This is a genomic window from Xanthomonas sp. WHRI 10207 (assembly GCF_040202975.1).
Taxonomy (GTDB): Bacteria; Pseudomonadota; Gammaproteobacteria; order Xanthomonadales; family Xanthomonadaceae; genus Xanthomonas.
Window position 1 is genome coordinate 494,214 of sequence record NZ_JBEGDX010000001.1, and the last position, 22,931, is coordinate 517,144.

Annotated in this window: 17 protein-coding genes, 2 other RNA genes and 1 pseudogene; 12 read left to right on the forward strand and 8 right to left on the reverse strand. The window is 64.8% G+C overall.

What is annotated here, in order from left to right; translation table 11 throughout:
* Positions 1-129: 129 nt before the first annotated feature.
* The 4 genes from ABQU90_RS02245 to ABQU90_RS02260 all read left to right on the forward strand — a co-directional run bounded on the left by ABQU90_RS02245 (position 130) and on the right by ABQU90_RS02260 (position 3,349).
* Entirely contained in the window at positions 130-489 is a 360-nt protein-coding gene (locus tag ABQU90_RS02245; RefSeq protein ID WP_323523222.1) for a hypothetical protein, read from the forward strand.
* Between the two features lie 114 nt (positions 490-603).
* On the forward strand, positions 604-1,122 hold the full coding sequence (locus ABQU90_RS02250) for an alpha-ketoglutarate-dependent dioxygenase AlkB (protein ID WP_323523223.1): 519 nt from the start codon (positions 604-606) through the stop codon (positions 1,120-1,122).
* 215 nt (positions 1,123-1,337) lie between these two features.
* Positions 1,338-3,047: an FAD-dependent oxidoreductase gene (locus tag ABQU90_RS02255; RefSeq protein WP_323523224.1), complete on the forward strand. Its 1,710-nt coding sequence runs from the start codon at positions 1,338-1,340 to the stop codon at positions 3,045-3,047.
* Positions 3,044-3,349: a UBP-type zinc finger domain-containing protein gene (locus ABQU90_RS02260; protein ID WP_323523225.1), complete on the forward strand. Its 306-nt coding sequence runs from the start codon at positions 3,044-3,046 to the stop codon at positions 3,347-3,349. Before ABQU90_RS02255 ends, ABQU90_RS02260 begins: the two co-directional genes overlap by 4 nt.
* A gap of 201 nt (positions 3,350-3,550) precedes the next feature.
* Here the strand turns inward: ABQU90_RS02260 and ABQU90_RS02265 are convergent, their stop codons facing one another.
* Both ABQU90_RS02265 and ABQU90_RS02270 read right to left on the reverse strand, forming a co-directional pair.
* Positions 3,551-4,297 (reverse strand): EAL domain-containing protein, encoded by a 747-nt coding sequence (locus tag ABQU90_RS02265; protein ID WP_115561563.1) that lies wholly within the window; start codon positions 4,295-4,297, stop codon positions 3,551-3,553.
* 40 nt (positions 4,298-4,337) lie between these two features.
* Positions 4,338-4,413: non-coding RNA, sX9 sRNA (locus tag ABQU90_RS02270), on the reverse strand.
* Positions 4,414-4,583: 170 nt separating this feature from the next.
* Between ABQU90_RS02270 and ABQU90_RS02275 the strand changes: the two genes are divergently transcribed.
* The 3 genes from ABQU90_RS02275 (at position 4,584) to ABQU90_RS02285 (ending at position 8,652) form a co-directional block, all read left to right on the forward strand.
* A complete protein-coding gene (locus ABQU90_RS02275) occupies positions 4,584-5,222 on the forward strand; it encodes an HD domain-containing protein (protein WP_323523226.1) in 639 nt (212 codons plus the stop codon).
* A 381-nt stretch (positions 5,223-5,603) separates the two neighbouring features.
* A non-coding RNA gene (locus ABQU90_RS02280) (sX9 sRNA) lies at positions 5,604-5,679 on the forward strand.
* Positions 5,680-6,117: 438 nt separating this feature from the next.
* A complete protein-coding gene (locus ABQU90_RS02285) occupies positions 6,118-8,652 on the forward strand; it encodes an excinuclease ABC subunit UvrA (protein ID WP_323523227.1) in 2,535 nt (844 codons plus the stop codon).
* A gap of 224 nt (positions 8,653-8,876) precedes the next feature.
* Here ABQU90_RS02285 and ABQU90_RS02290 read toward each other — a convergent pair whose 3' ends face one another.
* The 3 genes and pseudogenes from ABQU90_RS02290 to ABQU90_RS02300 all read right to left on the reverse strand — a co-directional run bounded on the left by ABQU90_RS02290 (position 8,877) and on the right by ABQU90_RS02300 (position 11,176).
* The gene (locus tag ABQU90_RS02290) at positions 8,877-9,002 is read right to left on the reverse strand and encodes a hypothetical protein (RefSeq protein WP_349780874.1); all 126 of its coding nucleotides are present in this window, start codon (positions 9,000-9,002) and stop codon (positions 8,877-8,879) included.
* A 49-nt stretch (positions 9,003-9,051) separates the two neighbouring features.
* A pseudogene (locus ABQU90_RS02295) lies at positions 9,052-9,570 on the reverse strand (glycoside hydrolase family 3 C-terminal domain-containing protein); the annotation flags it as partial.
* A 532-nt stretch (positions 9,571-10,102) separates the two neighbouring features.
* Positions 10,103-11,176 carry an NAD(P)-dependent alcohol dehydrogenase gene (locus tag ABQU90_RS02300; RefSeq protein WP_323523228.1) on the reverse strand — a complete coding sequence of 358 codons (1,074 nt, stop codon included), beginning with the start codon at positions 11,174-11,176 and terminating at the stop codon, positions 10,103-10,105.
* 132 nt (positions 11,177-11,308) lie between these two features.
* Here ABQU90_RS02300 and ABQU90_RS02305 point away from each other — a divergent pair, with 132 nt between their 5' ends.
* Positions 11,309-11,884 (forward strand): TetR/AcrR family transcriptional regulator, encoded by a 576-nt coding sequence (locus tag ABQU90_RS02305; RefSeq protein WP_323523229.1) that lies wholly within the window; start codon positions 11,309-11,311, stop codon positions 11,882-11,884.
* Between the two features lie 303 nt (positions 11,885-12,187).
* Here ABQU90_RS02305 and ABQU90_RS02310 read toward each other — a convergent pair whose 3' ends face one another.
* The 3 genes from ABQU90_RS02310 to ABQU90_RS02320 are packed head-to-tail and all read right to left on the reverse strand — an operon-like array spanning position 12,188 to position 16,118.
* Complete coding sequence (locus ABQU90_RS02310) at positions 12,188-14,485, reverse strand: xanthine dehydrogenase family protein molybdopterin-binding subunit (protein WP_323523230.1); 2,298 nt, start codon at positions 14,483-14,485, stop codon at positions 12,188-12,190.
* Complete coding sequence (locus ABQU90_RS02315; protein WP_323523231.1) at positions 14,482-15,570, reverse strand: FAD binding domain-containing protein; 1,089 nt, start codon at positions 15,568-15,570, stop codon at positions 14,482-14,484. The genes ABQU90_RS02310 and ABQU90_RS02315 overlap by 4 nt, the downstream gene beginning before the upstream one ends.
* Positions 15,543-16,118: a (2Fe-2S)-binding protein gene (locus ABQU90_RS02320; protein WP_323523232.1), complete on the reverse strand. Its 576-nt coding sequence runs from the start codon at positions 16,116-16,118 to the stop codon at positions 15,543-15,545. Before ABQU90_RS02320 ends, ABQU90_RS02315 begins: the two co-directional genes overlap by 28 nt.
* A gap of 280 nt (positions 16,119-16,398) precedes the next feature.
* Between ABQU90_RS02320 and ABQU90_RS02325 the strand changes: the two genes are divergently transcribed.
* The 4 genes from ABQU90_RS02325 (at position 16,399) to ABQU90_RS02340 (ending at position 22,852) form a co-directional block, all read left to right on the forward strand.
* Entirely contained in the window at positions 16,399-16,923 is a 525-nt protein-coding gene (locus ABQU90_RS02325; protein ID WP_323523233.1) for an RNA polymerase sigma factor, read from the forward strand.
* Positions 16,920-18,017, forward strand: a complete 1,098-nt coding sequence (locus ABQU90_RS02330; RefSeq protein ID WP_323523234.1) for a FecR family protein — start codon at positions 16,920-16,922, stop codon at positions 18,015-18,017. Before ABQU90_RS02325 ends, ABQU90_RS02330 begins: the two co-directional genes overlap by 4 nt.
* A 333-nt stretch (positions 18,018-18,350) precedes the next feature.
* The gene (locus tag ABQU90_RS02335; protein ID WP_323523235.1) at positions 18,351-21,251 is read left to right on the forward strand and encodes a TonB-dependent receptor; all 2,901 of its coding nucleotides are present in this window, start codon (positions 18,351-18,353) and stop codon (positions 21,249-21,251) included.
* A gap of 275 nt (positions 21,252-21,526) precedes the next feature.
* Entirely contained in the window at positions 21,527-22,852 is a 1,326-nt protein-coding gene (locus tag ABQU90_RS02340; protein ID WP_323523236.1) for a histidine-type phosphatase, read from the forward strand.
* The last annotated feature ends 79 nt before the right edge of the window (positions 22,853-22,931 follow it).

Below are 22,931 nucleotides of genomic sequence, written 5' to 3' on the forward strand. Positions count from 1 at the left end.
CTAGGTGGATATAGGGTGGCGATGCGCCGTTAAGCGAGCACGCAAGCAGCGGTGCAGCAGCCATACCTACAGTGAAGCGCGGCATGCAGCTGCATCGTTGACGGCTAAGCGTCGCAATGGTTCAACGCCTTGTCTTTGTCGCATCACTCCCTGTCAATCAACAAGATTGCAACGCCGCCATCGTCGATCGATGTGCGCGATGCGCGTCTTTGCCTTGACCTGCTCGGCATGCTCGCCACTGATATGTACGAGAACAACTCTTACGATACGTACGCCAGCTGTGCCGCTGCACGCGGTAGCTGTATGCAACACCGTCTCGCTGCGTGCGGCCAACACGATGTGCGCCACCTGCTCGGCAACGGCAACGGTTTTGTCAGCAGCTTGGTCAACGCAGCTGGACACACCGCAAACCACGGCCTCGGCAGGAGAGCTGCAATACACAGAATGACGCTACAGCTTCCAGACACCCACGCGCAGTCCACGGCGTGAACGACACGCGGGGTATTTGCGTCCCGCAGCATGAAACTGAACTGGTCGGGTTGGCGCACTACGTAACGGCAGCGTGCAGCTGAAATCCTTGGCATTCGCCCGCATATGACGCAGATGGATTTGTTCGACACCCCCGTCGCGCCCTTGCAGGTGCTGGACGATGCCGAAGGCGGCGTGCGCTATTGGCCGCAGCTGCTGACGCCTGCACTGGCGCTGGAGTGCTTCGCGGCACTGCGCGAGCGCGCCGACTGGCACAGCCAGCGTCGTGAGATGTACGACCGCGTGGTGGCGGTGCCGCGCTTGCTGGCCTCTTACCGGTTGGACGCGGCCTTGCCGCCCGGCCTGCCGTTACAGCGCCTGATGGAGACGGTGCAGGCGGTGTTGCCCGCCCCGTACAACGCGGTGGGGTTGAATCTGTACCGCGATGGGCGCGACAGCGTGGCGATGCATCACGACGCGCTACACACGCTGCTTGCGCCGCATCCCATCGCGCTGCTGTCGCTGGGGGCTGCAAGGCGCATGCATCTGCGCGCAAACGATGGCCGCAGCCGCACCATCGGTGTGGAGCTGGCGTCGGGCAGTCTGTTGGCGGCAGGGCAGCACGGCCCGCATTGGCAACCGGCGCAGCGCTGATGCACATGCGGGCAGTCGATTGGCCGGTGGTGCTTGGCTGAGCGCGGGTGGTTTTACAGCGACCTGCACGCGCGTCTCTGGCAGCTGCCTGCGCTCGCGTGCGCTTGCCACTCTGTCTTGTCTGTCATGCCTGACATTGCCCATTTCGGGTGATTGCCATTGCCGTCACCACTGGCCATGCTTGCATGCAATCCCCCCTCAAATGCTGCCGATCCATGCCTCTGGACGATACCCGTCACCATCAGATGTTTCCCGAGCTGGACGCGGGCCAGTTGGCGATCACGCGGCGCTTTGCCAGCGGGCCGGCGCAGCGGTTCGACGCCGGCGAGATCGTGTTCGAAGTCGGCGATGCGCACGCACCGGTCTGGGTGGTGCTGGAAGGTGCCATCGAGGTGGTGCGCCGCGACGGGCTGGGCAACGAAAAGCCGATCACCCGGCACACGCCCGGCCAGTTCACCGGTGAGGTGAGTCAGCTGGCCGGTCGCGCATCGCTGGCGGCCGGACGTGCCGGGACCGACGGCTGCTTGGCGCTGCCCTTCGACACCGCGCATCTGCGCGCGCTGATGATCAGTTCGGCCGAAGTGGGCGAGGTGGTGATGCGTGCGTTGATCCTGCGCCGCGTGGGCCTGATCGAAGGCGATGCGTCGGGATCGGTCTTGATCGGCGCGCCGGACGATCCGCATCTGACCCGGTTACAGGGGTTCTTGACCCGTAACGGCTATCCCAACACGGTGATGGATGTATCCGATGCCGACGGCCGCGCCCTGGTCGAGCGGCTGGGCATCCAGGAGCACGATCTGCCGGTGATGGTCTGCCCCAGCGGCCGCGTGCTGCGCCAGCCCAGCGATGCCGAAGCCGCGCATTGCCTGGGCATGACGCCGGACATCGACCCGGACAAGCGCTACGACGTGGCGATTGTGGGCGCCGGCCCTGCGGGTCTGGCGACGGCGGTCTACGCCGCGTCCGAAGGCTTGTCGGTGCTGGTGATGGACCAGCGCGCCATCGGCGGGCAGGCCGGCGCATCGGCACGCATCGAAAATTATCTGGGCTTTCCGACCGGTATTTCCGGGCAGGCGCTGGCCGGCCGCGCTTACAACCAGGCACTGAAATTCGGTGCGGAGTTGGCCATCCCGATCGAAGCGGCAACGCTGGAGTGCAGTCGCGACGATGGCGCGCTGCGTCTGGATCTGGCCGACGGCAAGCAGCTGCTGGCCAGCACCGTGGTGATCGCCTCGGGCGCGCGCTATCGACGCCCGCAGATCGATGGGCTGGATCGCTTCGAAGGCCACGGCGTGTCGTATTGGGCCTCGCCGGTGGAAGCGCGCCTGTGCGAGGGCGGCGTGGTGGCGCTGGTGGGCGGTGGCAATTCTGCAGGGCAGGCGGTGGCGTTTTTGGCGCCGCGCGTCAAGGAGCTGCACCTGATCATTCGCGGCACCGGGCTGGAAGCCTCGATGTCGCAATACCTGATCGAGCGCATTGCCGCGTTGCCCAACGTGCACCTGCATACCGGCACCGAAGTGACCGCGCTGGAAGGCGACCACGATCGCGGCTTGCAGGCTGCCGTGCTGCGCACGCGCGGCGACGGTGCAACCACGCGCGTGGAGTTGCGGCACCTATTTTTGTTTGTCGGCGCCGACCCCAATACCGCATGGGTGCAGCAATGCGTGGACACCGACGCGCGTGGCTTCGTCATTACCGGCACTGCGCGTGGCGACGGCGTGCCGGCGTGTTTGCCTCTAGAAACTAATCGCCCCGGCGTGTTCGCCATCGGCGATGTGCGTGCCGGCTCGGTCAAGCGCGTGGCGGCTGCGGTGGGCGAGGGCGCCGCCGTGGTCGCACAGATCCATCAATATCTCGCCCATCAGGCCAACCCGGTGCCGGCCTCCGAACTTGCCAGCGCCAATCAGGAGTCGACCACCGCATGAGCCACCAGTGCACCCACACCGCGCAGATTGAAGAGGTCACGCCGAGTGCGCGTGGCTGCGAAGAGTGTCTTGCCATCGATAGCCCCTGGGTGCATCTACGCCTGTGCCGCATCTGCGGCCACGTGGGCTGCTGCGACGACTCCCCGCATCGCCATGCCACCGCGCACTACCACGCCACCGGCCATCCCATCATCGAAGGTTACGACCCACCCGAAGGCTGGGGCTGGTGCTATGTGGACGAAGTGGAAGTGGAACTGCCGGATCAGACGCCGCAGCTGGTGCCGATTCCGCGGTATGTGTGAGCGGCGCGTCGGGTTGGTGGGGTGCTGATGGTTGGCTGGGGCGCCGCTGGGAATCGGGAATCGGGAGTGGGGAATCGTTGGAGCGGTTTGCGTGCTGCTGAGGTCTTGCGTGTTTGGGTGGTGTGTTGCTGATCGTTGATGAGGTGGGGTGATGGGTGTGCCGCTTCGCCCACTTCACTCATGCCGCGCACGCAGCGTTGCTCACTCCGGCCACTGCACCTGCGGTAGCAGGCCGATTTGCGGTCTGGCGAACAGGTAGCCTTGCTGCAGGTGGATGCCCATGTCGCGCAGGGTGCGGTATTCGTCGGGTTCTTCAATGCCTTCGGCGATCACGGCGATGCCGAGTTCTTCGCACATGCGGGTGACGTGGCGCACGATGGCCTGGCGGCTGCGGTCGGTGTCGATGCCGCGGATCAGGGCGATGTCCAGCTTGAGCAGGTCCGGCTGGAAGTCGGCCAGCAGGCCGAGCCCGGCATAGCCGGCGCCGAAGTCGTCGATGGCGGTCTTCAGGCCGCGTGCTTGATAGGTACGCAGGATGTCCAGCAGATGCGCGGGGTCGGTGAGATGTTCCTGCTCGCTGACCTCGAAGATGATCGCGTCCAGCGGCCAGCCATGTTGCGCAGTGGCCGAGAGCGTGGCACGCAGGCAGTGCTCGGGGTTGTAGACCGCATTGGGCATGAAGTTGATCGACAGCAGCGCTGGTAGCGCGATCTGCGCGGCGCATTCGATCGCCTTGATACGGCAGGCCTGGTCGAAGGCATAGCGGTTGCGCTCATCCACGGCGGCCAGGATGCTGCCGGCCGACTCGCCGTTGACGCCGCGCACCAGTGCCTCGCCGGCATAGATGCTACGCGTGGAGACGTCCACGATCGGCTGGAAGGCCATGGTGATGGCGGTGGGAAAGTCGTGGCCGTCGCGGCAGGCGTTGCAAACAGGAAGTTGGGTCATGGCGTAGACACAATCGTGCGGCGTGGATCGAGCTTAGAGTGGCTAACACAACATAGCGAGCAGTCGTCAGGTGGATGTGGACCGCGCGCCCAGAACCGGAGTGTACGAGTGGTACTCCGAGCACCGGCCGCCCCCGCCTGGCGGTTGCACAATCCTTTTGTTGGCTGCTCTTGAACCTATCGGCCGCAATGGCGCGTCATTGAGCCTAAATTGCGCATCGCAGCATCCTCACCCTGCGCGTGGTCGGGCTCGGCGATAATGTGCCATCGCTCGCATCGGACGCCCAATGACCGCTCTCACCGAACGTTACGCCCAGGCCGTGGATTACGCGCGCATCGCCCATGCCGGACAGGTGCGTAAGAGCACGCAGATTCCGTACCTGAGCCATTTACTCGGCGTGTCTACGCTGGTGCTGGAATGCGGTGGCGATGAAGAGCAGGCCATTGCCGGTTTGCTGCACGATGTGGTGGAAGACTGCGGCGGCGGGCACGAGGCCTCGATCCGCGCGCAGTTTGGCGATACCGTGGCCGACATCGTGATGGCGTGTACTGATGCCACTGCCGAAGACAAGGCGGAGGTGGACAACACCGAGCGTGCGCGCAAACGCGATTGGCGCGAGCGCAAGCAGGCCTACCTGGAGCACCTGCGCAAGACACCCGAGCGTGCGCTGCTGGTGTCCGGCTGCGACAAGCTCTATAACGCGCGCACCATTGTGCAGGACCTGGAAAACCCCGCCGTGGGTCAGGACATCTTCAACGTGTTCACTGCCGGGCGCGAAGGCACGTTGTGGTACTACGGTGAGCTGGAAGCCATCTTTCGCACGCGCGATGCCGCCACCGCTCGGCTGTTTAGTGGTGTGGTGGCGCGCATGCAGGCGTTGGCCGATACCGGCCAGCAGCCGGTGCCGGCGCATGCGTTGGGATGAGCGGGTTGTAGAGCAGCCGGCAACACGACTGCGCTCATCGCCAGGGGCGCGCTGCCGAGGTGTGGTTCCCATCGATCACGACCGGGTTGCCAGGTGCGATGTCACTGTGTGGATGCGTCGGTTGTAGCGCTGCAGAGCGGCTGAGTTGCGGCCTGGCTGCAGGGCCCTTGTCCGCCCACCATCGCGGGACACGCTGCAAGTACGTCCTTGTAAGCTCTTACGCGGCATCCATGCCGCGTAAGGTCCCGCGACGGTAGGCGGGCAAGGACCACCGGAGATGGTCGGTGTGCAGAGTCGCAAGATGCATGGTGTGCTTTTAGAGCAGCTACCAAAACGACTGTGCTCACCGCCAGGCGGGCGCGGCCGGTGCTCGGAATCGGCATGTACCACTCGTACACTCGGGTTGCTGCGCGCCGTCCGCACCAACCTGACGACTGCTCGCTACGTTTTGTTAGCCGCTCTTAACTCGCTGGCTCAAAATGCAGCTGTGCGACTCGTACCAGCAAGCCAACGCAGGTCGTGAAATGGCCCGCTTTTCATCTAGCGACCGACCAACTCTCTGGTGCGGTGTCCTCGCCGCTTGCGGGACCGTGTGGCGGCATGGATGCAGCCACCGAGCCTTATCTGTTCGGATTCTGCCAGTCTGGGTGTCGAGAGCCGCCGTGGGTCACCGTTAGAGCCTAGATCATTGCCGATCGTCGTGGAGGCAGGTGCCCACGTCGGTTTCTCCACGGATGGATTCACGGCGTGTCCCGCGAGCGGTGAGGGCACCGCGTCCTCGACCGACCAGGCGGTTGACCTAAAGCACTCGGCTGCACCTAGACGATCTACGACGACATCGGCTGCATGCGTGCCGCGTTAGGCTAGCGCGCTGTCGAATGTCGGTTCGCTAGTCATGTCTAATGCAACGTCGTCTTCCTCCGGCCTGGTGCGTGTGCGCGGTGCGCGTGAGCACAACCTCAAGAATGTGGACGTGGACATTCCACGCGATGCGCTGGTGGTGTTCACCGGCGTCTCTGGTTCGGGCAAGTCGTCGCTGGCGTTCGGCACCATTTTTGCCGAGGCGCAACGCCGTTATCTGGATTCGATCTCGCCGTATGCGCGTCGCCTGATCGACCAGGTGGGCGTGCCGGAAGTGGATGCCATCGATGGGCTGCCGCCAGCGGTGGCGCTGCAGCAGGCACGCGGCGCACCGAGTGCGCGCTCGTCGGTGGGCAGCGTCACCACCATCTCCAACTCGCTGCGCATGCTGTATTCGCGCGCGGGCAGCTATCCGCCTGGGCAGGAGATCATCTATGCGGACGGGTTTTCGCCCAATACGCCGGCCGGCGCCTGTCCCACCTGTCACGGCCTGGGCCGCATCTACGACGCCACCGAAGCCACCATGGTGCTCGACCGCAGCCTGAGCATCCGCGAGCGCGCGGTGGCCGCCTGGCCGGGCGCCTGGCATGGGCAGAACCAGCGCGACATCCTCACCACGCTGGGCCACGATGTAGATGTGCCGTGGCACACGCTGCCGAAGAAAACCCGCGACTGGATTCTGTACACCGATGAGCAACCGGTGGTGCCGGTGTATGCCGGCTACACCCTGGACGAGGTCAAGCGCGCACTCAAACGCAAGGAAGAGCCCAGCTACATGGGCACCTTTACCAGTGCGCGGCGCTATGTGTTGCACACCTTTGCCAGCACGCAGAGCGCGCAGATGAAAAAGCGCGTGGCGCAGTATCTGGTCAGCACGCTGTGCCCACAATGCGATGGCAAGCGGCTGCGGCGCGAAGCGTTGTCGGTGACCTTTGCCGGGCTGGATATCGGCGAGCTGTCGCGCAGGCCGCTGGATGAGGTCGCCGAGCTGTTGCGCCCGGCCGCCGATGCCGATGTGCGGACGCAGGCAAAAAAAAAGGGCGCCGCGCAGCACCCGGAACAGGTGATTGCCGCGCAACGCATTGCCGAGGATTTGCGCGCGCGGATCGCGGTGGTGCAGGCGCTGGGCCTGGGCTATCTCAGCCTGGAGCGCAGCACGCCCACGCTGTCGCCGGGCGAGCTGCAACGCCTAAGGCTTGCCACGCAGATCCGCTCGCAGTTGTTCGGCGTGGTGTACGTGATGGACGAGCCATCGGCGGGCTTGCACCCGGCCGACGCGCAGGCGCTGCTGGGCGCGCTGGACCAGTTGAAGGCGGCGGGTAATTCGGTGTTCGTGGTCGAGCACGAGGTGGATGTGATCCGCCATGCCGACTGGATCGTGGACGTGGGCCCTGCGGCCGGCGTCCATGGCGGGCAGGTGCTTTACAGCGGGCCGCCAGCGGGTCTGGACGCGGTGGCGGCATCGTCCACGCGGCGTTATCTGTTCGGCACGCCACCAGCGGTGCTAAGCCATGCGCGCGCCGCGACCGGTTGGCTGCAGCTGCGCGGCATTACTCGCAACAACGTGCGCGCGCTGGATGTGGATCTGCCGTTGGGCGTGTTCACCACGGTGACCGGTGTGTCCGGCTCGGGCAAATCGTCGCTGGTGAGCCAGGCGCTGGTGGAATTGCTGGCCGCGCATCTTGGTCATGCAGCGTCTGAAGAGGACGACGCGCTGGACCCCTTGGAGCGCGGCACGCAGGTGCCGCTGGGTGGCGCGATCGTCGGCGGGCTCGATCGCGTGCGCCGGCTGGTGCGCGTGGATCAAAAACCGATCGGCCGCACGCCACGGTCCAACCTGGCCACCTACACCGGCTTGTTCGATCCGGTGCGCAAGTTGTTTGCGGCCACGCCCACTGCGCGCCGCCGTCGCTACGACCCCGGGCAATTCTCCTTCAACGTCGCCAAGGGCCGCTGCGCCACGTGCGAAGGCGAAGGCTCGGTGTCGGTGGAACTGCTGTTCATGCCCAGCGTGTACGCACCGTGCCCCACCTGCCATGGCGCGCGCTACAACGCCAAGACGCTGGAAATCGAACTGCGCGGGCACACCATCGCGCAGGTGTTGGCAATGACGGTGGATCAGGCGGTGGCATTTTTTGCCGACGACGCCAGCGTGTTGCGGCCGTTGCAAGTGTTGCGCGAAGTGGGGCTGGGGTATCTGCGTCTGGGCCAGCCGGCCACCGAATTGTCCGGTGGCGAAGCGCAGCGCATCAAGCTGGCTACCGAACTGCAACGCGCCCAGCGGCGCGACACCGTCTACGTGCTGGACGAGCCCACCACCGGCCTGCATCCGTCCGACGTGGATACTTTGATGACCCAGCTGCAAGGACTGGTGGACGCCGGCAATACGGTGATCGTGGTCGAGCACGATATGCGCGTGGCTGCCAGCAGCGATTGGGTGCTGGACATGGGGCCGGGCGCGGGCGGTGCCGGCGGCAACGTGGTGGTTGCAGGCACGCCGGATGCGGTTGCGCGGCACCGTACCAGTCGCACCGCGCCGTTCCTGGTACAGGTGCTGGCCGGAGCGTAAAGCGCAGCGACATCCGGTGCGCCGCGGTTGTCCAGCACTCGCAACATCAGCCGGTGCCGCGGCGGTCTCAGCAGCGGCGCGCCTGGAGCAACCGTCGAAGCGACTGCGCCGGCAGCAAGCGCGCGCTGCCGGTGCTCGACGGTGCCATGCACCTCGGCCGCCCCGCGGCGCCTGTGCGCCATCCACGCTCGATTGGCAGCCGCCCGCTGCGCTTTGTTGGTGACTTAGCCCAATAACTCGAATTGCGCATGCACGCCATCGGCTTCGGCAGATGGCGCAAGCCACACGTCGAACAGGCCCGACTCCACGATCGGGGTCATTGCCTGCCCGACAAACAAACAGATGCGCACGACGCAGCTCGAACTGCACGCTGACGCTACCGCCGGCAGGCACCCTGACCTTGCGGAAGTCCTTGAGCTCACGCACCGGGCGGGCAATGCTGGCGGTGCGGTCGCGCAGATAGAGCTGCACCACTTCGTCGGCGTCGCGGCTGCCATGGTTGCTGATGCTTGCGGTGATTTGTAGGCTGCCGGTCGCCGTCATCTGCGGCGCACTTAGCTGCAGATCGGTGTAGGCGATGCGTCCGTAGGTCAGGCCATGGCTAAACGGGAACAGGGCCGTGTTGGGCACGTCGCGGTCATGCGTGGTGTACCGCTGCAAGCCGTGCAGATCCAGGTTGGGGCGGCCGCTGGGCGGGTGCGCACAGGTGTAGGGCACCTGGCCTGCGGCATGCGGAAAACTCAACGGCAAACGGCCAGAGGGCGCCTGCACACCGCACACGATATCGGCAATTGCATTGCCGGCTTCCGAGGCCAAAAACCAGGAGACCAGGATCGCCGCGCTCTGCAGCGCAGGGCCTTGCAGCGCGAGCGCACGGCCGGTGCTCAGCAGCAGCACGACCGGTGTGCCGGTGGCCATCACTGCGGCTTTTCAGCGCAGTCTCTTGCAGCTGCCGATGCCAGCGCACGTTGACGCCGTTGAACACGCCGGTTAGTTGCCCGGCCCGCGCCGCGGCCAACTGGTTGCGCCCGGCGCCGTCCTTGCTTGCCGGGTTGGCGTTAATCGCCTTGTCGCCCTGTTCTACAGAACTGAAAAGACTGAGCTGGCCGGCCTTTTCTTCCAGGCTCATGCGCGCGATCAACGCCTCGATAAAGGCCGGCCCATGCGATAGCCCCGGTGGCAGCGTCCAGCCGCTGGGAATGCGCGAAGGCACCGCGAGCGTGGCCGCACCACTGACCAACTCACGACGTGTAGTGCGCGCAGGCATGCGGGAACCTTGCTGGGCGGAAGATGCGCTCACGCTACATCAGCGTAATGCCCTGCGGCCGGTTGGGTTCGCATCGCATGTTGGGCTTGGGGAAGGCGGGTTTGTGCATTGGGAGTACGTTGCAACGCAGCGATGCAATGCCGGCACGCGCACCGGCCGCGCCGGCGTTGCGCGGCTGTCGGCTTACAAGGCCGATGCTTGCAGATCGATCACAAAGCGGTAGTGCACGTCGTTGTTGTGGACGCACTCGAATGCAGCGTTGATGTCCTGCAGTTTGATCAATTCGATATCGGCCACGATGCCGTGCTGCTGGCAGAACGCGAGCATGCTGTGGGTGTCGGCGGTACCGCCGGTGCCCGAGCTGGTGACCTTGCGGCGACCCATGGCCAGCAACACCGGGCGGAAATCCAGTTGGTCGGGCAGACCCAGCGTGCACAGCGTGCCGTCGAGATTGAGCGCCTTGAGCATGTCGTTCATGGGATAGCTGCGCGAGACGGTGTCGAGGATGAAATCGAAGCGGTAGGCCTGCGCCTGCATTTGCGCCGCATCGGTGGAGACCACCACTTCGTGCGCGCCCAGGCGGTGCGCTTCGGCGGCCTTCTTGGGCGAGGTGGTGAAGGCGACGACATGCGCGCCCATGGCACGGGCGAACTTGATGCCGAGATGGCCAAGCCCGCCGATGCCGACCACGCCGACGGTGTGGCCGGGGCCGATGCCGTAGCGGTGCAGCGGCGCAAAGCAGGTGATACCGGCGCACAGCAATGGCGCGGCGGCGGCAGGGTCCAGGCCGTTGGGCAATGGGTAGACGAAGCGGGCATCGGACACGTAGTACTCCGAATAGCCGCCGCGCGTGCGGCTGCCGTCCACGCGATCCACGCCATCGAAGGTCAGGGTGGGGAAGGCGTGGCAATAAACTTCGTCATGCGCCTCACAGGGCGCGCAGCGCCGGCAGGAGTCGACGATGGTGCCGATCATCACGTGCTGGCCCAACGTAAAGCCTTCGACCTCCGCGCCCAGCTCGATCACTTCGCCAACGATTTCATGGCCCGGCACCAGCGGGTATTCGCTGGCCCACTTGTTCACCGAGTGCAGGTCCGAATGGCAGACGCCGCAGAACAGCACCTTGACTGCGACATCGGTGGCGCGTACCGCGCGGCGTTCGAACTGCCACGGCACCATGGCGCCTTCTTTTTCGAGCGCTGCATAGGCGCGGGTGGTGCGGCTGGTGCCGCTGGTGTGTGGATTGGCAGAGGTCATGGCGGTCGCTGTGCTTTACAATTGGCGGAACGTGTAAGATTTACGTATTTACAAATAATGTCAAGTGTAAAGTCATCGAAGAAGTCGGCTATCCCCGCCACAGCGCCTGCCGAAAGCAAGGAGGCGCGTGTCATGGAGACCGCGCTGCAGCTGTTTTTGCGGCATGGCTACCGCAAGGTGAGCATGAGCGACATCGCCCAGGCTGCGCAGATGTCGCGGCCGTCGCTGTATGCCGCGTTCCCCAACAAGGAGGCGATCTTCGCCGCGCAGGTCGTGCGTCAGCGCGACATTTGCACGGCCGCAACGGCGCAGCGCGTACGCGATACGCAGGACCTGCAGACCCAGTTACGGCAGTTGTTCGATATCTGGGTGCTTGAGCCGGTGGCTGCGGTGATCGATTCCGAAAACGGGCTGGATCTGGTTGCCAACTGCGGTGTGTATGCGCCCGACGCGCTGGATGCGCTGTACCAGCAGATGGAAGACACCCTGGTGCAGTTGCTGCGCCCGCATGTGCGCGATAACAGCGCGATGTCGGCAGCCGATCTTGCCTACATCCTGCGGCTTGCCACCACCAGCCTCAAGGCATCGGCGGATAACGAAGCGGTGTTGCGCCGTTTGATCGCCGGTCTGATCACCATGGCCTTGTCCACGGTGCAGGCGGGCAGTGCGCAGACGCCGGGCAAGAAGAAGGCCGTGCGCGGACGGTGATGCCGGTGGCGTGCAGGTGAGAGGGTTGGTGCGGCGTGTTGATCTGGAGTGGTCATCGCGTTTTGACGTCAGTCGTCAAGCGGCACTGTGTCGTGTGCTCAACGGCGATCGATGCGTGATGGCGCGTACCGGATGTCGGCGAGCTATGCGGTGTGCATCTGTTTGAGTGATTGAGCCGGGTTAGCTTGTGCTTGCAAGCCGCGTTCGTAATCACGCAGCGGGCCCGACATCGTGCGATGTCGAGCCCGTGGGGAGACGCCATCAGCCCTGATTGCGAGATCCTGAGATCCCGCAGCAGGTCGCTCAGTCTGCCATCACCTTGTCCGGCGTCATTGGCGTGCTGCGGATGCGTTTGCCGGTGGCGTGGAAGATGGCATTGCAGATGGCTGCCGACACACCCACCTGGCCGATCTCGCCGACGCCTTTCGCCCCCAGGCTGCTGACCACGCGGTCGTCTTCGTCGGCAAAGATCACCTCGATGTCGTGGATGTCGGCATTGGCGGAGACGTGATACTGCGCCAGATCGTGATTCATGAAGCGGCCGAAGCGGTGATCGGCCTGGGTATGTTCGTGCAAGGCCTGGCCGATGCCCCACACCACACCGCCGATGATCTGGCTGCGCGCGGTGGTCGGGTTGAGAATGCGCCCCGCAGCAATCGCACTGACCGCGCGCGTCACCCGCACGCTGCCCAGCTCCTCGTCCACGCGTACTTCCACAAACACCGCAGCGTGCGTGGCACGTGTGTATTTGCGCTGTTTGAGCACGTTGGGCAGCAGCAGGAACTTGTCTTCGATCTGCTCCAGTTCGGCCGCACGCAACAAGGCCGGCAACGCAATCGCGCTGCTGGCATCGGCACGCAATGCAATCGTGCCATCGGCGAACACCACATCGTCCAGCTTGACCCGCGCAAAGCGCGAGTTGGGCAAGGCCTGGGCCAGGCGCAGCAGGCGCGTGCGCAACTTGCCGCATACACCGTCCACCGCCGAGCCGATCGTGGTGACATGCGAGGAGCCGCCTTCAATCGGTGCGACAGGCAGCGTCGAGTCGCCAAGCTGGAAGGTCACCTGTTCCAGCGGCAGGCCCAGCGCTTCGGCAGCGATCATCGCCATCACCGTATAGGTGCCGGTGCCGATATCGCTGGCGGCACTGCTCACCACCAGTCGGCCATCGGCGTGCAGCACGGCGTGGGCGCGCGCAAACATCTGCATCGCATCCCATTGCCCGGTGGCCATGCCCCAGCCGACCCACTCGCGGCCTTCCTTGCGTGCGCGCGGCTGCGGCGGACGCTGTGCCCAGCCAAAGCGCTCGGCACCTTGCTGGTAACACTCGCGCAACGCCTTGCTGGAAAACGGCTTGTCATCGGCGGGATTGACCTCGGCGTAATTCTTCAGCCGCAGCGCCAGCGGATCGATGCCGACCTCGTAGGCCAGCTCGTCCATCGCCACTTCCAGTGCATGCATGCCATGGGTGGCACCGGGCGCGCGCATGTCCATCGGGCTGTACTGATCCAGGCTGACCAGATTGTAGCCAAGATGCACATTGTCGCAGGCATACAGCTGCCCGCTCCAGTTGACCACCACCTCGACGTAATCTTCGATGCGCGAGGTCTCGGCGATGGCCTCGTGCCAGATGGCGCGCAAGCTGCCATCGCGGTCGGCACCTAGCTTGAGCCGCTGCACGGTTTCCGGGCGATGGCCGAAGGTGAACATCTGTTGCCGCGTCATCACCACACGCACCGAGCGGTCCAGCTTGATCGAGGCCATCACCGCCAGCGCCAGCTGATATTGCGGCCGCAGACCGGAGCCGAATGCGCCGCCCACATACGGGTTGCGCACGGTGACCTTGCGCTTGCTCAGGCCGAACACATGCGACACATACCAACGGCTGTTCTGCGAGCCCTGGGTCTTGTCGTAAATGGTGAAGTGGCCGTCTTCCTCGCGGATGACGGTGGAGGCGAACAACTCCATCGGGTTGTGGTGCTCCACACCGCTGTAGTAGTCGGCCTGCACCTGACAGGCGGCATTGACGAAGGCAGTGTCCGGTTTGCCCCTGTCCTTGGGCGGTGGCGAAAAGCCTGCCTTCAACGCCTTGGGTTTGTGCGCACGCTCCAGATTGGTCATCAAGTTGGTTTCGTGCGGCTCTTGCGCGTATTCAACCTGCACCAGATGCGCTGCATGGCGCGCAGCCTCGAACGTGTCTGCCACCACTAGTGCCACCGGCTGCCCGCTGTAGCGCACGGTGTTGTCGTACAGGGGGCGAAACGGCGAACCGGCCGGCGCTGTCATGTCCTTGTAGAACAGATCCATGCCACGCATGTGCGGGCGATTATCGTGGGTGATGATCTCCAGCACACCCGGCACCGCGCGTGCGGCAGCCAGATCGAAACCGACAATCGTGCCCTTGGCGATCGTGCTGCTGACCACCACGCCATAGGCCAGATCCGGCACCGGCCATTCGGCGGCATAGCGCGCCTGGCCGGTGACTTTTGCACGCCCATCGATGCGCGGTACACCCGTGCCGGTGGGGCGGAAGCCGGTGCCTTGGTCGGCGACCGGCGGCGTCAATTCGCTGTTGGATAGATCGGTGTTGCGTGCGTTCATGGCGATTGCTCCAGCGCACTGGTGCGCCCGCGGTTATCGGTGGTGCCCTCGCGTGCGACCTCAAGTGCGCGCACGATGGCGCGGCGCGCCATTGGCAGCTTGAAGGCGTTTTCGCCCTGCGCTTGTGCACCTTGCAGCAAGACATCGGCCAGAGCTGCGAAGGTATCTGCGGTTGCTGGCAATCCCACCAGGTGCGCTTCTGCATCGGGATTGCGCCACGGCTTATGTGCCACCCCGCCTAGTGCGACACGCACCTCGCCAATGCTGCCGTCGTCGGTCAGATCCAGCGCGGCAGCCACCGACACCAGTGCAAATGCATACGACAGTCGCTCGCGGATCTTCAAATAAGCGCTATGGGCGACAAAGCGCTGCGCGTCGGGCAGATCGATATGCACGATCAACTCGTCCGGCGCCAGCGTGCTGTCCAGTTCCGGATGATCGCCAGGCAACCGATGAAAATCGGCAAAGGCAATGTCGCGTTCGCCTTGCGGGCCTTGCACATGGACGACTGCATTCAGCGCCGCCAATGCCACGCACATATCCGACGGATGCGTGGCGATACAGTGCGCGCTGGTGCCGAGAATGGCGTTGTACTTGGTTAGCCCGCCAATGGCCGAACACCCGCTGCCCGGTGCACGCTTGTTGCAAGGTGTGGCGTGATCGTAGAAATACAGGCAGCGCGTCCGTTGCAACAGGTTGCCGCCGTTGCTGGCCATGTTGCGGATCTGCGGCGACGCGCCCGCCAGGATTGCCGCGCTCAGCAATGGGTAACGCGTCTCGACCTCTGGGTGATACGCGGTGTCGGCATTGCGTGCGAGTGCGCCCAGACGCAGGCCGCCCTCCGGTAGCGTGGTAATGCTGTCCAGCGGCAGGCGATTGATGTCGACCAGGCTGCTGGGGCGCATCAGCTGCAGCTTCATCAAATCGGTGAGGTTGGTGCCGCCGGCGATCAGGCGCACGGGCGCATCCGACGGCACCGGCTGCGGGTCGTTGCCGCGCGATGCAATAGCAGCGAGTGCGGCATCCACGCTGTCTGGGCGCGCGTAGCTGAGCGGGATCATGCCGGCACCGTCCCGGGCGTCCACGGCGTGGCAGCGCTGTCGCTGCTGTCGCTGGGCTTGCCCATCACTTCCATCACCGCATCGGTGATCTGCGGATACGCACCACACCGGCAGAGATTGCCGCTCATCAGCTCGCGTACCTGATCGCGGTCGTGCGCTTTTCCTTCATTGAGCAGGCCAACCGCAGAACACAATTGCCCCGGCGTGCAATACCCGCACTGAAACGCATCGTGCGCGATGAAGGCGCGCTGCAGCGGATGCAGCTGTTCGCCATCGGCCAGGCCCTCGACGGTGGTGATGTCGGCGCCGTCCTGCATCACCGCTAACGTCAGGCAGCTGTTGATGCGGCGGCCGTCGACCAGCACCGTGCATGCACCGCATTGGCCATGATCGCAGCCCTTTTTGGTGCCGGTGAGATCGAGCCGGTCGCGCAGCAGATCGAGCAAGCTGATCCAGGCTTCCAGTTGCAATTGATAGGGCTGACCATCGATGCGCAGGTTGACCGGGTAGGTTGGCGCAGCGGTGGCGATTGCCGGCGCCGTGTGATTGGCAGTGGCGGGCGTGGCATTCATGCGAACCCCGTGGCGATGGCTGGGAGGAGGGGCTCACCTTGACGCGCCTAGGGTCAAGGTGCGGTGTAGGGACGGTGTAGATGTAGCGATGCTCGGTCGCGCTTGCGCATGCCAATCGCAATGCTGTGGCGTTCGCTCAGCTGCATTGCGATGGCGTGCAATCGGCAATCGGTTGCGTAGCGCAGTGGCCCGCTTTGCAGGTGCGTTGCGCGTTGCGCGTCATCGTGGTGTCACCTGAATTGGCCAGGCTAGCCCACCCAGCGCAAGGGGAGCGCGCACGATGAAAGCCAACGCCAGCCGCGCGTGGACCCAGGTGTTCACGCAGCACGGATCTGTGCTGCGTGGTTTTTTTATGCGCCGCGGTGCCAAGGAGGACGCCGAGGACCTGGTGCAGGAAACCTATCTACGCCTGTTGCGCGCGCAGCAGGACCAGGGCGAGGGCATCGCCAATCCGGAAGCCTATCTGTACACGGTGGCGCTGAATCTTGCGCGCGAGCAGGCGGTGCGTCGCAAGCAGGCGCCGTTGCAGATCGAAGAAATGGAACAGTTTTCGCAATTGCTGGCCGCAGGCGAGGATGTGGAAGACGCCGCGCACCGTCAGCAGCGCCAGCAACGGTTGCAGGCCTTGCTGGCCACCTTGCCCGAGCGCACCTGCGCGGTGCTGGTGATGCAGTACCGCGATGGGCTCAGCTACAAGCAGATCGCCGAGCGCATGGGCGTGTCTGCACATATGGTCAAGAAACATGTGGTACGTGGGTTGTCGGCTTGCAGGCAGGCAGTTGCCGACAGCGGGGAGAGCTGGTGAGTACGCGTCTTTGGGCCACCCGCAGGGCTGCCAGCGAGGCCGCACACTGGCATGCGCTGCAACGCATGCAAGCGCTGGATGCACAGCAGCAAGCCAGCTTCATGCAATGGCTGACCGCATCGCCGCTGCATGTGCGCGAATACATGGCCGTGCTGCGCATGGCCGGTGAGCTGGGCGATGCCTTGCGTGGGATGCAGCTGGATGTGGATGCCTTGCTCGATGGCGATCGCCGTACGCGTGCGGCTGCAGCGTCGCGCAATGTGATCGTGTTGCCGTTGCCGTCGCGATTACCACACCCACAACAACCTCGACATACGCCGCCGCCGGGCCGCACCGATGGTCAGCGCAGTGCGCGTGTCCGCGGCTGGAGCCTGGGTTTGGCGGCAGCGGTGTGCGGTGTGGCGGTCTTGACCGGCTGGGCGTGGCCGCGCACGCAGACCTATGCCACCGCGCATGGCGAGCAGCGCCGCGTGCAATTGGCCGATCGCAGCGTAGTGCATCTGAACGCGCTCAGCAGCGTGCGCGCGACCATCACGCCGTGGAGTCGTCGCCTGCAATTGCTGCAGGGTCAGGCCAGCTTTGAAGTGGCCCAGGACCGCCGTCGGTTGCAGGTGTATGCGGGCCGTCTGCGTGTGGAAGATATCGGCACCACCTTCGATATTGCGTTGTATCGGCAGCAGGCGCGCATCGAAGTCACCGAGGGCCGCGTGCACGTGTGGCGCGATGACCGCAAGCAGCAGCCGATGCTGGCGAACCTGGGCGCCGGGCAGAGCGCACGGATCGACGCTGTGTCCGGCCGGGTCGACGTGTCCAACGAGGATGTCGCCGCGATGCATGCGTGGTGGCAGCGGCGCATCGTATTCCGCGATGCACCGCTGACCACTGTGGCCGAGGATTTCAATCGGCTCAATCGCACCCGCCTGCTCATCGACGATGCCGCCGCCGGCGCGTTGCGGCTCACCGGTAACCTGCGCGGCGACGATGTCGCATCCCTGCGCGCGTTTCTCGACGACCAACCCAACCTGCGCGTGGTCGCTGCGCCGGGCGTGTTGCGCGTGAGCAGCCGACCAGAGCAGGGCGCCGCTGCGCACTGACGACAGCGGCGGGGGATGGCACCGTCGTTGTCCAGCTGATAGGCCCGAGCCAGGCGCGCCCGGCTGAGCAGCATCGTGTGCATGCCGCGCTCCGACCGCAGCCATGTCCCTTTCAAGACTGGCCAGCCTGCGCACGCGCGCAGATGCACCCGTATCGCTCACTCAGCGTCGTGCGCCTGCGTGCATGCGCGCCGCCACCGCGCACGTGTCACAGAAAATTCATCAAAAACCGGTGCCCGATCGTCGCTGTCGTCCCTCGTAGTCCGGGTACAACGCAGCATTCCCGCCTGTGCGTGGCGCTGCGCATTGCTTCCTCCCCTACTGGATTCCACGATGCGTCGTACGTTGGTTCTTTCGATTGCTCTCGCGTTGCATGCCGGTACTGCCGGTGCCCAGACCACGCCGGTGGCCGTGTCGGTCGATGCGATTCCCGCCCAGCCGTTGGCACGTGCACTCAATGCCTTGTCGCGTCAGACCGGACTGCAATTCGTGTATGCCGCAGGCGTTGCCGGCAACCCGCAGACCCGTGCTACCACTGCCGGCATCGCGCCGGAGCAGGCCTTGCAGCAATTGCTTGCCGGTACCGGCCTGCGCTATCGCTATCTCAATCCGACCACGGTAACCATCGAAACAGCCCAGGACGCGCCTGGCGCGCAGCCGCAGGTGTCCCCGACGTCGGCGGCAGTGGCGAACGCGCCAGTACCACGCGCAGACGCACCGGTGCAGGAGCTGGACAGCATCCAGGTGCTCGGCAGTTATGCCGGCAGCCTCAGCGCCGCGTTGCGGCAGAAGCGCTATGCCGACAGCGTGGTGGATGTGATTGCGGCAGAGGACATCGGCAAGTTGCCGGCACAAAACGTGGCCGAAGCGCTGCAGCGGGTGCCTGGCGTGTCGATCGTGCGTGACCGCGGCGAAGGCGTGTACGTGCGCGTGCGCGGCCTGGGCCCGAACTTTCAGGTCACCACGCTCAATGGCCAGACCATGGCGGTCAACGAAAACGTGCGCACCTCCGGCCAGACCGGGCGTCAGTTTCGCTACGACACGCTGCCGGCCGAACTGGTGTCCGGGTTGGACGTGATCAAGAGCCCCACCGCGGATCTGGATGAAGGCGCCATCGGCGGCATCGTCAATGTGCGCACGTTCCGCCCATTGGAACTGGGCAAGACGCTGGCCAATGTGTCGCTGGAATCGAGCCAGGCGCAACGCACCCATGCCAACGATCCGCGCGTGTCCGGCCTGTTCAACTGGGTCAATGCCGAAGGCACCTTCGGCATGTTGATCTCTGGCGCGTATGCGCAACGCACGCTGCGCCAGGACCGCGTCAACGAGGTGAGCTGGGACTACTACCGCACCGGTGTGCCGGGCGTGCCTGGTGCCAATTACGTGCCGACCGGTCTGCGCCCGACGCTGGAGCTGGAAGAGCGCGAACGCACCGGCGTTGCGGCGTCGCTGCAATGGAAGCCAAGCGCGCAATGGGAAACCACGCTGGATCTGCTCTACGCCAAGCAGACCGTGCATTACGACGAATACAGCATGGGTGTCGGCTTCGACAACCTGTCCAGGATGAGCAACCTGCGCATGGAAAACGGCGGCATCACTGGCTTCGATTACCGCAATGGCCAGGTGCAGATCTCGCGCGAAACCTCCGGTATCACCGACGACAACCGCAGTGCGCGCCTGTCCAGCACCTGGAGCGGTGACCAATGGACGCTGGGCGCGGTGGCGTTCCACTCGCAGGCGCATAGCTACGATTCGGACCCGATCCGACGCACACGCCTGCGCAGCGGCACCAACCTTTCGATGCGCGTGGACATGCCGCAAGCCGATGGCGATAACGTGCCGGATTGGAGCTTCACCAACGGTTTCGATCCGACCAACCCGGCCACCGTGGCAGGACGCCGGCTGGAATGGCGGCAGATCGATGCGCGCGACAAGGAAGACGCACTGCAGTTCGATGCCAAACGTGTGCTCGACGGCAGCTTCTTTCGCGACATCAAGGTAGGCGCCAAATATCGGGAGCGCTCACGCACCTACGACCGTGCCGACCTGCTGCTCAACAGCATCGCCGGGGTGCGCTTCCCGGCCAGCAACTTCACCGCATTGCCGGTCAACGACATGCTGGCCGACGCCAACGGCAACCTGCCCCGGCAGTGGCTGGCACCGGTCGAATCCGCATTCTGGGGCAATTGGCCCACCAGCGCCGATCTGCGCAATACGCCCAACAGCGCGGATCTGCAGAATTCCTATGAGGTGCAGGAAAAGATCGCTTCGGCCTACGCGATGACCGATTTCGGCACCGATCTGGCCGGCCGCGAGCTGCGCGGCAACCTCGGTGCGCGCGTGGTGCGCACCGAGCAGGCCACCGATGGTCATGCCGACGTCAACGGCACGGCCCAGCCAGTGCATTTCGAGCGCAGCTATACCAACGTGCTGCCGTCGTTCAACGCGGCCTGGGATGTGCGCGATGACATGGTGTTGCGCACCTCCGCAGCGAAGGTGATCACACGCCCGGACCTCACCGACCTGTCGTCCAAACTCACTTTCAATTCCAGTGGCGAAATCCTCACCGCCAGTGGCGGCAATCCCGCGCTGCAGCCGTTCGAAGCATGGCAGTACGACCTGACCTTCGAGTGGTATATCGATGGGACCTCGGCGCTGACCGGCGGGCTGTTCTACAAGGATATTTCCAGCTTCATCCAGACCCAGATGTCCAACCTGGTCTACGAAGGCCAGACTTATCTGCTGTCGTCCAAGACCAACGGCAGCAAGGCGATGGTGCAGGGTGCGGAAGTGGCGTATCAGCAGGTGTTTACCGGCTTGCCGTCGCCGCTGGATGGCCTGGGCATGCAGCTCAACTACACCTGGACCGACAGCAAGGCGACCTATCACGACGGTAGCAGCAGCTTTACCGACAGCCTGGAAGGCGTGGCCAAAAATACCTACAACGCCGTGCTGTTCTACGAGAAGGGCCCGTTGATGGCGCGTGTCAGTTACAGCTGGAGCGACGAGATTCTCAATGCCGTCGGCACCGCCAATGTGGCCACGCTCAACAGCGACAAGTTCGGCAGCCTGGATGCCAACGTGGCTTACAAGGTCAACGACACGCTGTCGGTGTTCGTCAACGCGATCAACCTCACCGGCGAAGTGCAGCGTCAGTTTGTCGGCGATCACCTGTTCGGTGGCTATACCGACTACGGCCGCACCTGGTCGCTGGGGCTGCGCGCGCGTTTCTGAGTGTGGCCAAGGCAAGCCGGTGAGCTGGAATTAATGGGGCGAGGACGCTGCGCTCGATCTGGCACGGGTGCAGCGCGACATGCTGCAGCCGCCGTCTGGTGGCGCAGCCGTTCCGATCGCCGATCCAGCGTTGCCGGCAACGACTGAGGCCACAACCGGGTGCCTTCCAGCAAGGCGTCCTCTGCACCTGCAATGGCGCCCGCTGTGGCGTTGTTGCCACTGCACGCCGCGCCCTATCGCGTCATACGGGGCGCGCCACGATCGAGATCGAATGCATGTCATCACTGCCGCATCTGTGTTTCGGATTTTTTGCTGCTGTCGTTGCTGCGCTGGTTCCACTGGGAACCGTGCACGCCGCTGCGGTGCCGGACACGCTTGAAAAAGTCGTCATCCTCAAACGCCATGGCGTGCGTGCGGCGATGTCCAGCCCGGAAGCATTGGGCCGGTATTCCGCACGTCCCTGGCCACGCTTCGGCGTGCCGGCCGGTCACCTGACCGAGAACGGCGCACGTCTGGAAGCATTGTTCGGTAGCTACTATCGCGCCCATTACGCACCGCTCGGCCTGTTCGATGGCGATGGCTGCGACAGCGTGTATTACTGGGCAAATCGCACCCAGCGCACCATCGCCTCGGCACAGGCGCTGGCACGTACGCTCACGCCGGGCTGCACGAACACGGTGCACCACGTTGCCGATGGTGCGTCCGATCCGTTGTTCGATGGCGCGCCGGCGTTGCGCCAACCCGCTGCCGCCGAGTTGATGCGCGCGGCCATCGCCGGCCGCGTCGGTGGCGATGTCGCGGGCTGGAATGCAGCCCAGCACGATGCGATCGACACCTTGCAACAACTGCTATTGCAGTGCGCGCAACGGCCGTGCCCGATGCAGGCCGGTGCCAGCAAGCGACGCCTGGATGCAGTGCCCGCACGCATGGGCGATGCACATGACGGCATTGCCGGAGTCGAAGGCCCGGCACCGGCCGCATCGGGCATCAGCGAGAGTCTGTTGATGGGCTGGGCCGACGGCCAGGACTTTGCCGCACTGGGCTGGCAAGGCCTGGACGAAGCCAGCCTGCTGCGCGCGTTCGCACCGCATCAGGCCGAGTTCGCGTTGCGCCTGCGTGCGCCGACGGTGGCGCGTATGGCCAGTTCGCCATTGGCGGCGCGGCTACTGGCAACCTTGCAACAAGGCAGCGATCCCAATCGCGGTGCACACGCCAATACCGCGCACGCCACGCCGATTGGTGGGGATGCACGGCTGGTGGTGCTGTCCGGTCACGACGGCACGCTGACCTTACTGGCCGGCATGTTCGATCTGCATTGGCAGCTGCCGGGGTATCAGCCCGACCAGACCGTGCCCGGTGGTGCGTTGGTGTTTGAGCGTTGGCGGCGTGCCGACGGGCAACGCGTGATCCGCGTGCGCTACACCGCGCAGACCCTGGCGCAACTGCGCGAACGCCGCGCGCTCACAGCGCAGGCGCCACCGCCGTCTTCGCCGGTCTTCATTCCCGGCTGCAGCAGTGCCACGCCGGAGTACGACTGCCCGCTCCCGACCTTGGCGACATTGATCGGCGCGGCGATCGACCCGCAGTACCTGAGCGAATGACGCTGCGCGCACCGGCCGATGGCCGTCGCACGTGGTCGCATCGGCGTCGTTGACGCCGCTTTTCTGGCCGCCGTGCCAG

Bases quoted from the DNA above. Each gene is read 5' to 3' on its own strand.
- ABQU90_RS02250 (WP_323523223.1), top strand. From the start codon at position 604: ATGGATTTGTTCGACACCCCCGTCGCGCCCTTGCAGGTGCTGGACGAT.
- ABQU90_RS02255 (WP_323523224.1), top strand. From the start codon at position 1,338: ATGCCTCTGGACGATACCCGTCACCATCAGATGTTTCCCGAGCTGGAC.
- ABQU90_RS02260 (WP_323523225.1), top strand. From the start codon at position 3,044: ATGAGCCACCAGTGCACCCACACCGCGCAGATTGAAGAGGTCACGCCG.
- ABQU90_RS02265 (WP_115561563.1), bottom strand. From the start codon at position 4,297: ATGACCCAACTTCCTGTTTGCAACGCCTGCCGCGACGGCCACGACTTT.
- ABQU90_RS02275 (WP_323523226.1), top strand. From the start codon at position 4,584: ATGACCGCTCTCACCGAACGTTACGCCCAGGCCGTGGATTACGCGCGC.
- ABQU90_RS02285 (WP_323523227.1), top strand. From the start codon at position 6,118: ATGTCTAATGCAACGTCGTCTTCCTCCGGCCTGGTGCGTGTGCGCGGT.
- ABQU90_RS02300 (WP_323523228.1), bottom strand. From the start codon at position 11,176: ATGACCTCTGCCAATCCACACACCAGCGGCACCAGCCGCACCACCCGC.
- ABQU90_RS02305 (WP_323523229.1), top strand. From the start codon at position 11,309: ATGGAGACCGCGCTGCAGCTGTTTTTGCGGCATGGCTACCGCAAGGTG.
- ABQU90_RS02310 (WP_323523230.1), bottom strand. From the start codon at position 14,485: ATGAACGCACGCAACACCGATCTATCCAACAGCGAATTGACGCCGCCG.
- ABQU90_RS02320 (WP_323523232.1), bottom strand. From the start codon at position 16,118: ATGAATGCCACGCCCGCCACTGCCAATCACACGGCGCCGGCAATCGCC.
- ABQU90_RS02325 (WP_323523233.1), top strand. From the start codon at position 16,399: ATGAAAGCCAACGCCAGCCGCGCGTGGACCCAGGTGTTCACGCAGCAC.
- ABQU90_RS02335 (WP_323523235.1), top strand. From the start codon at position 18,351: ATGCGTCGTACGTTGGTTCTTTCGATTGCTCTCGCGTTGCATGCCGGT.
- ABQU90_RS02340 (WP_323523236.1), top strand. From the start codon at position 21,527: ATGTCATCACTGCCGCATCTGTGTTTCGGATTTTTTGCTGCTGTCGTT.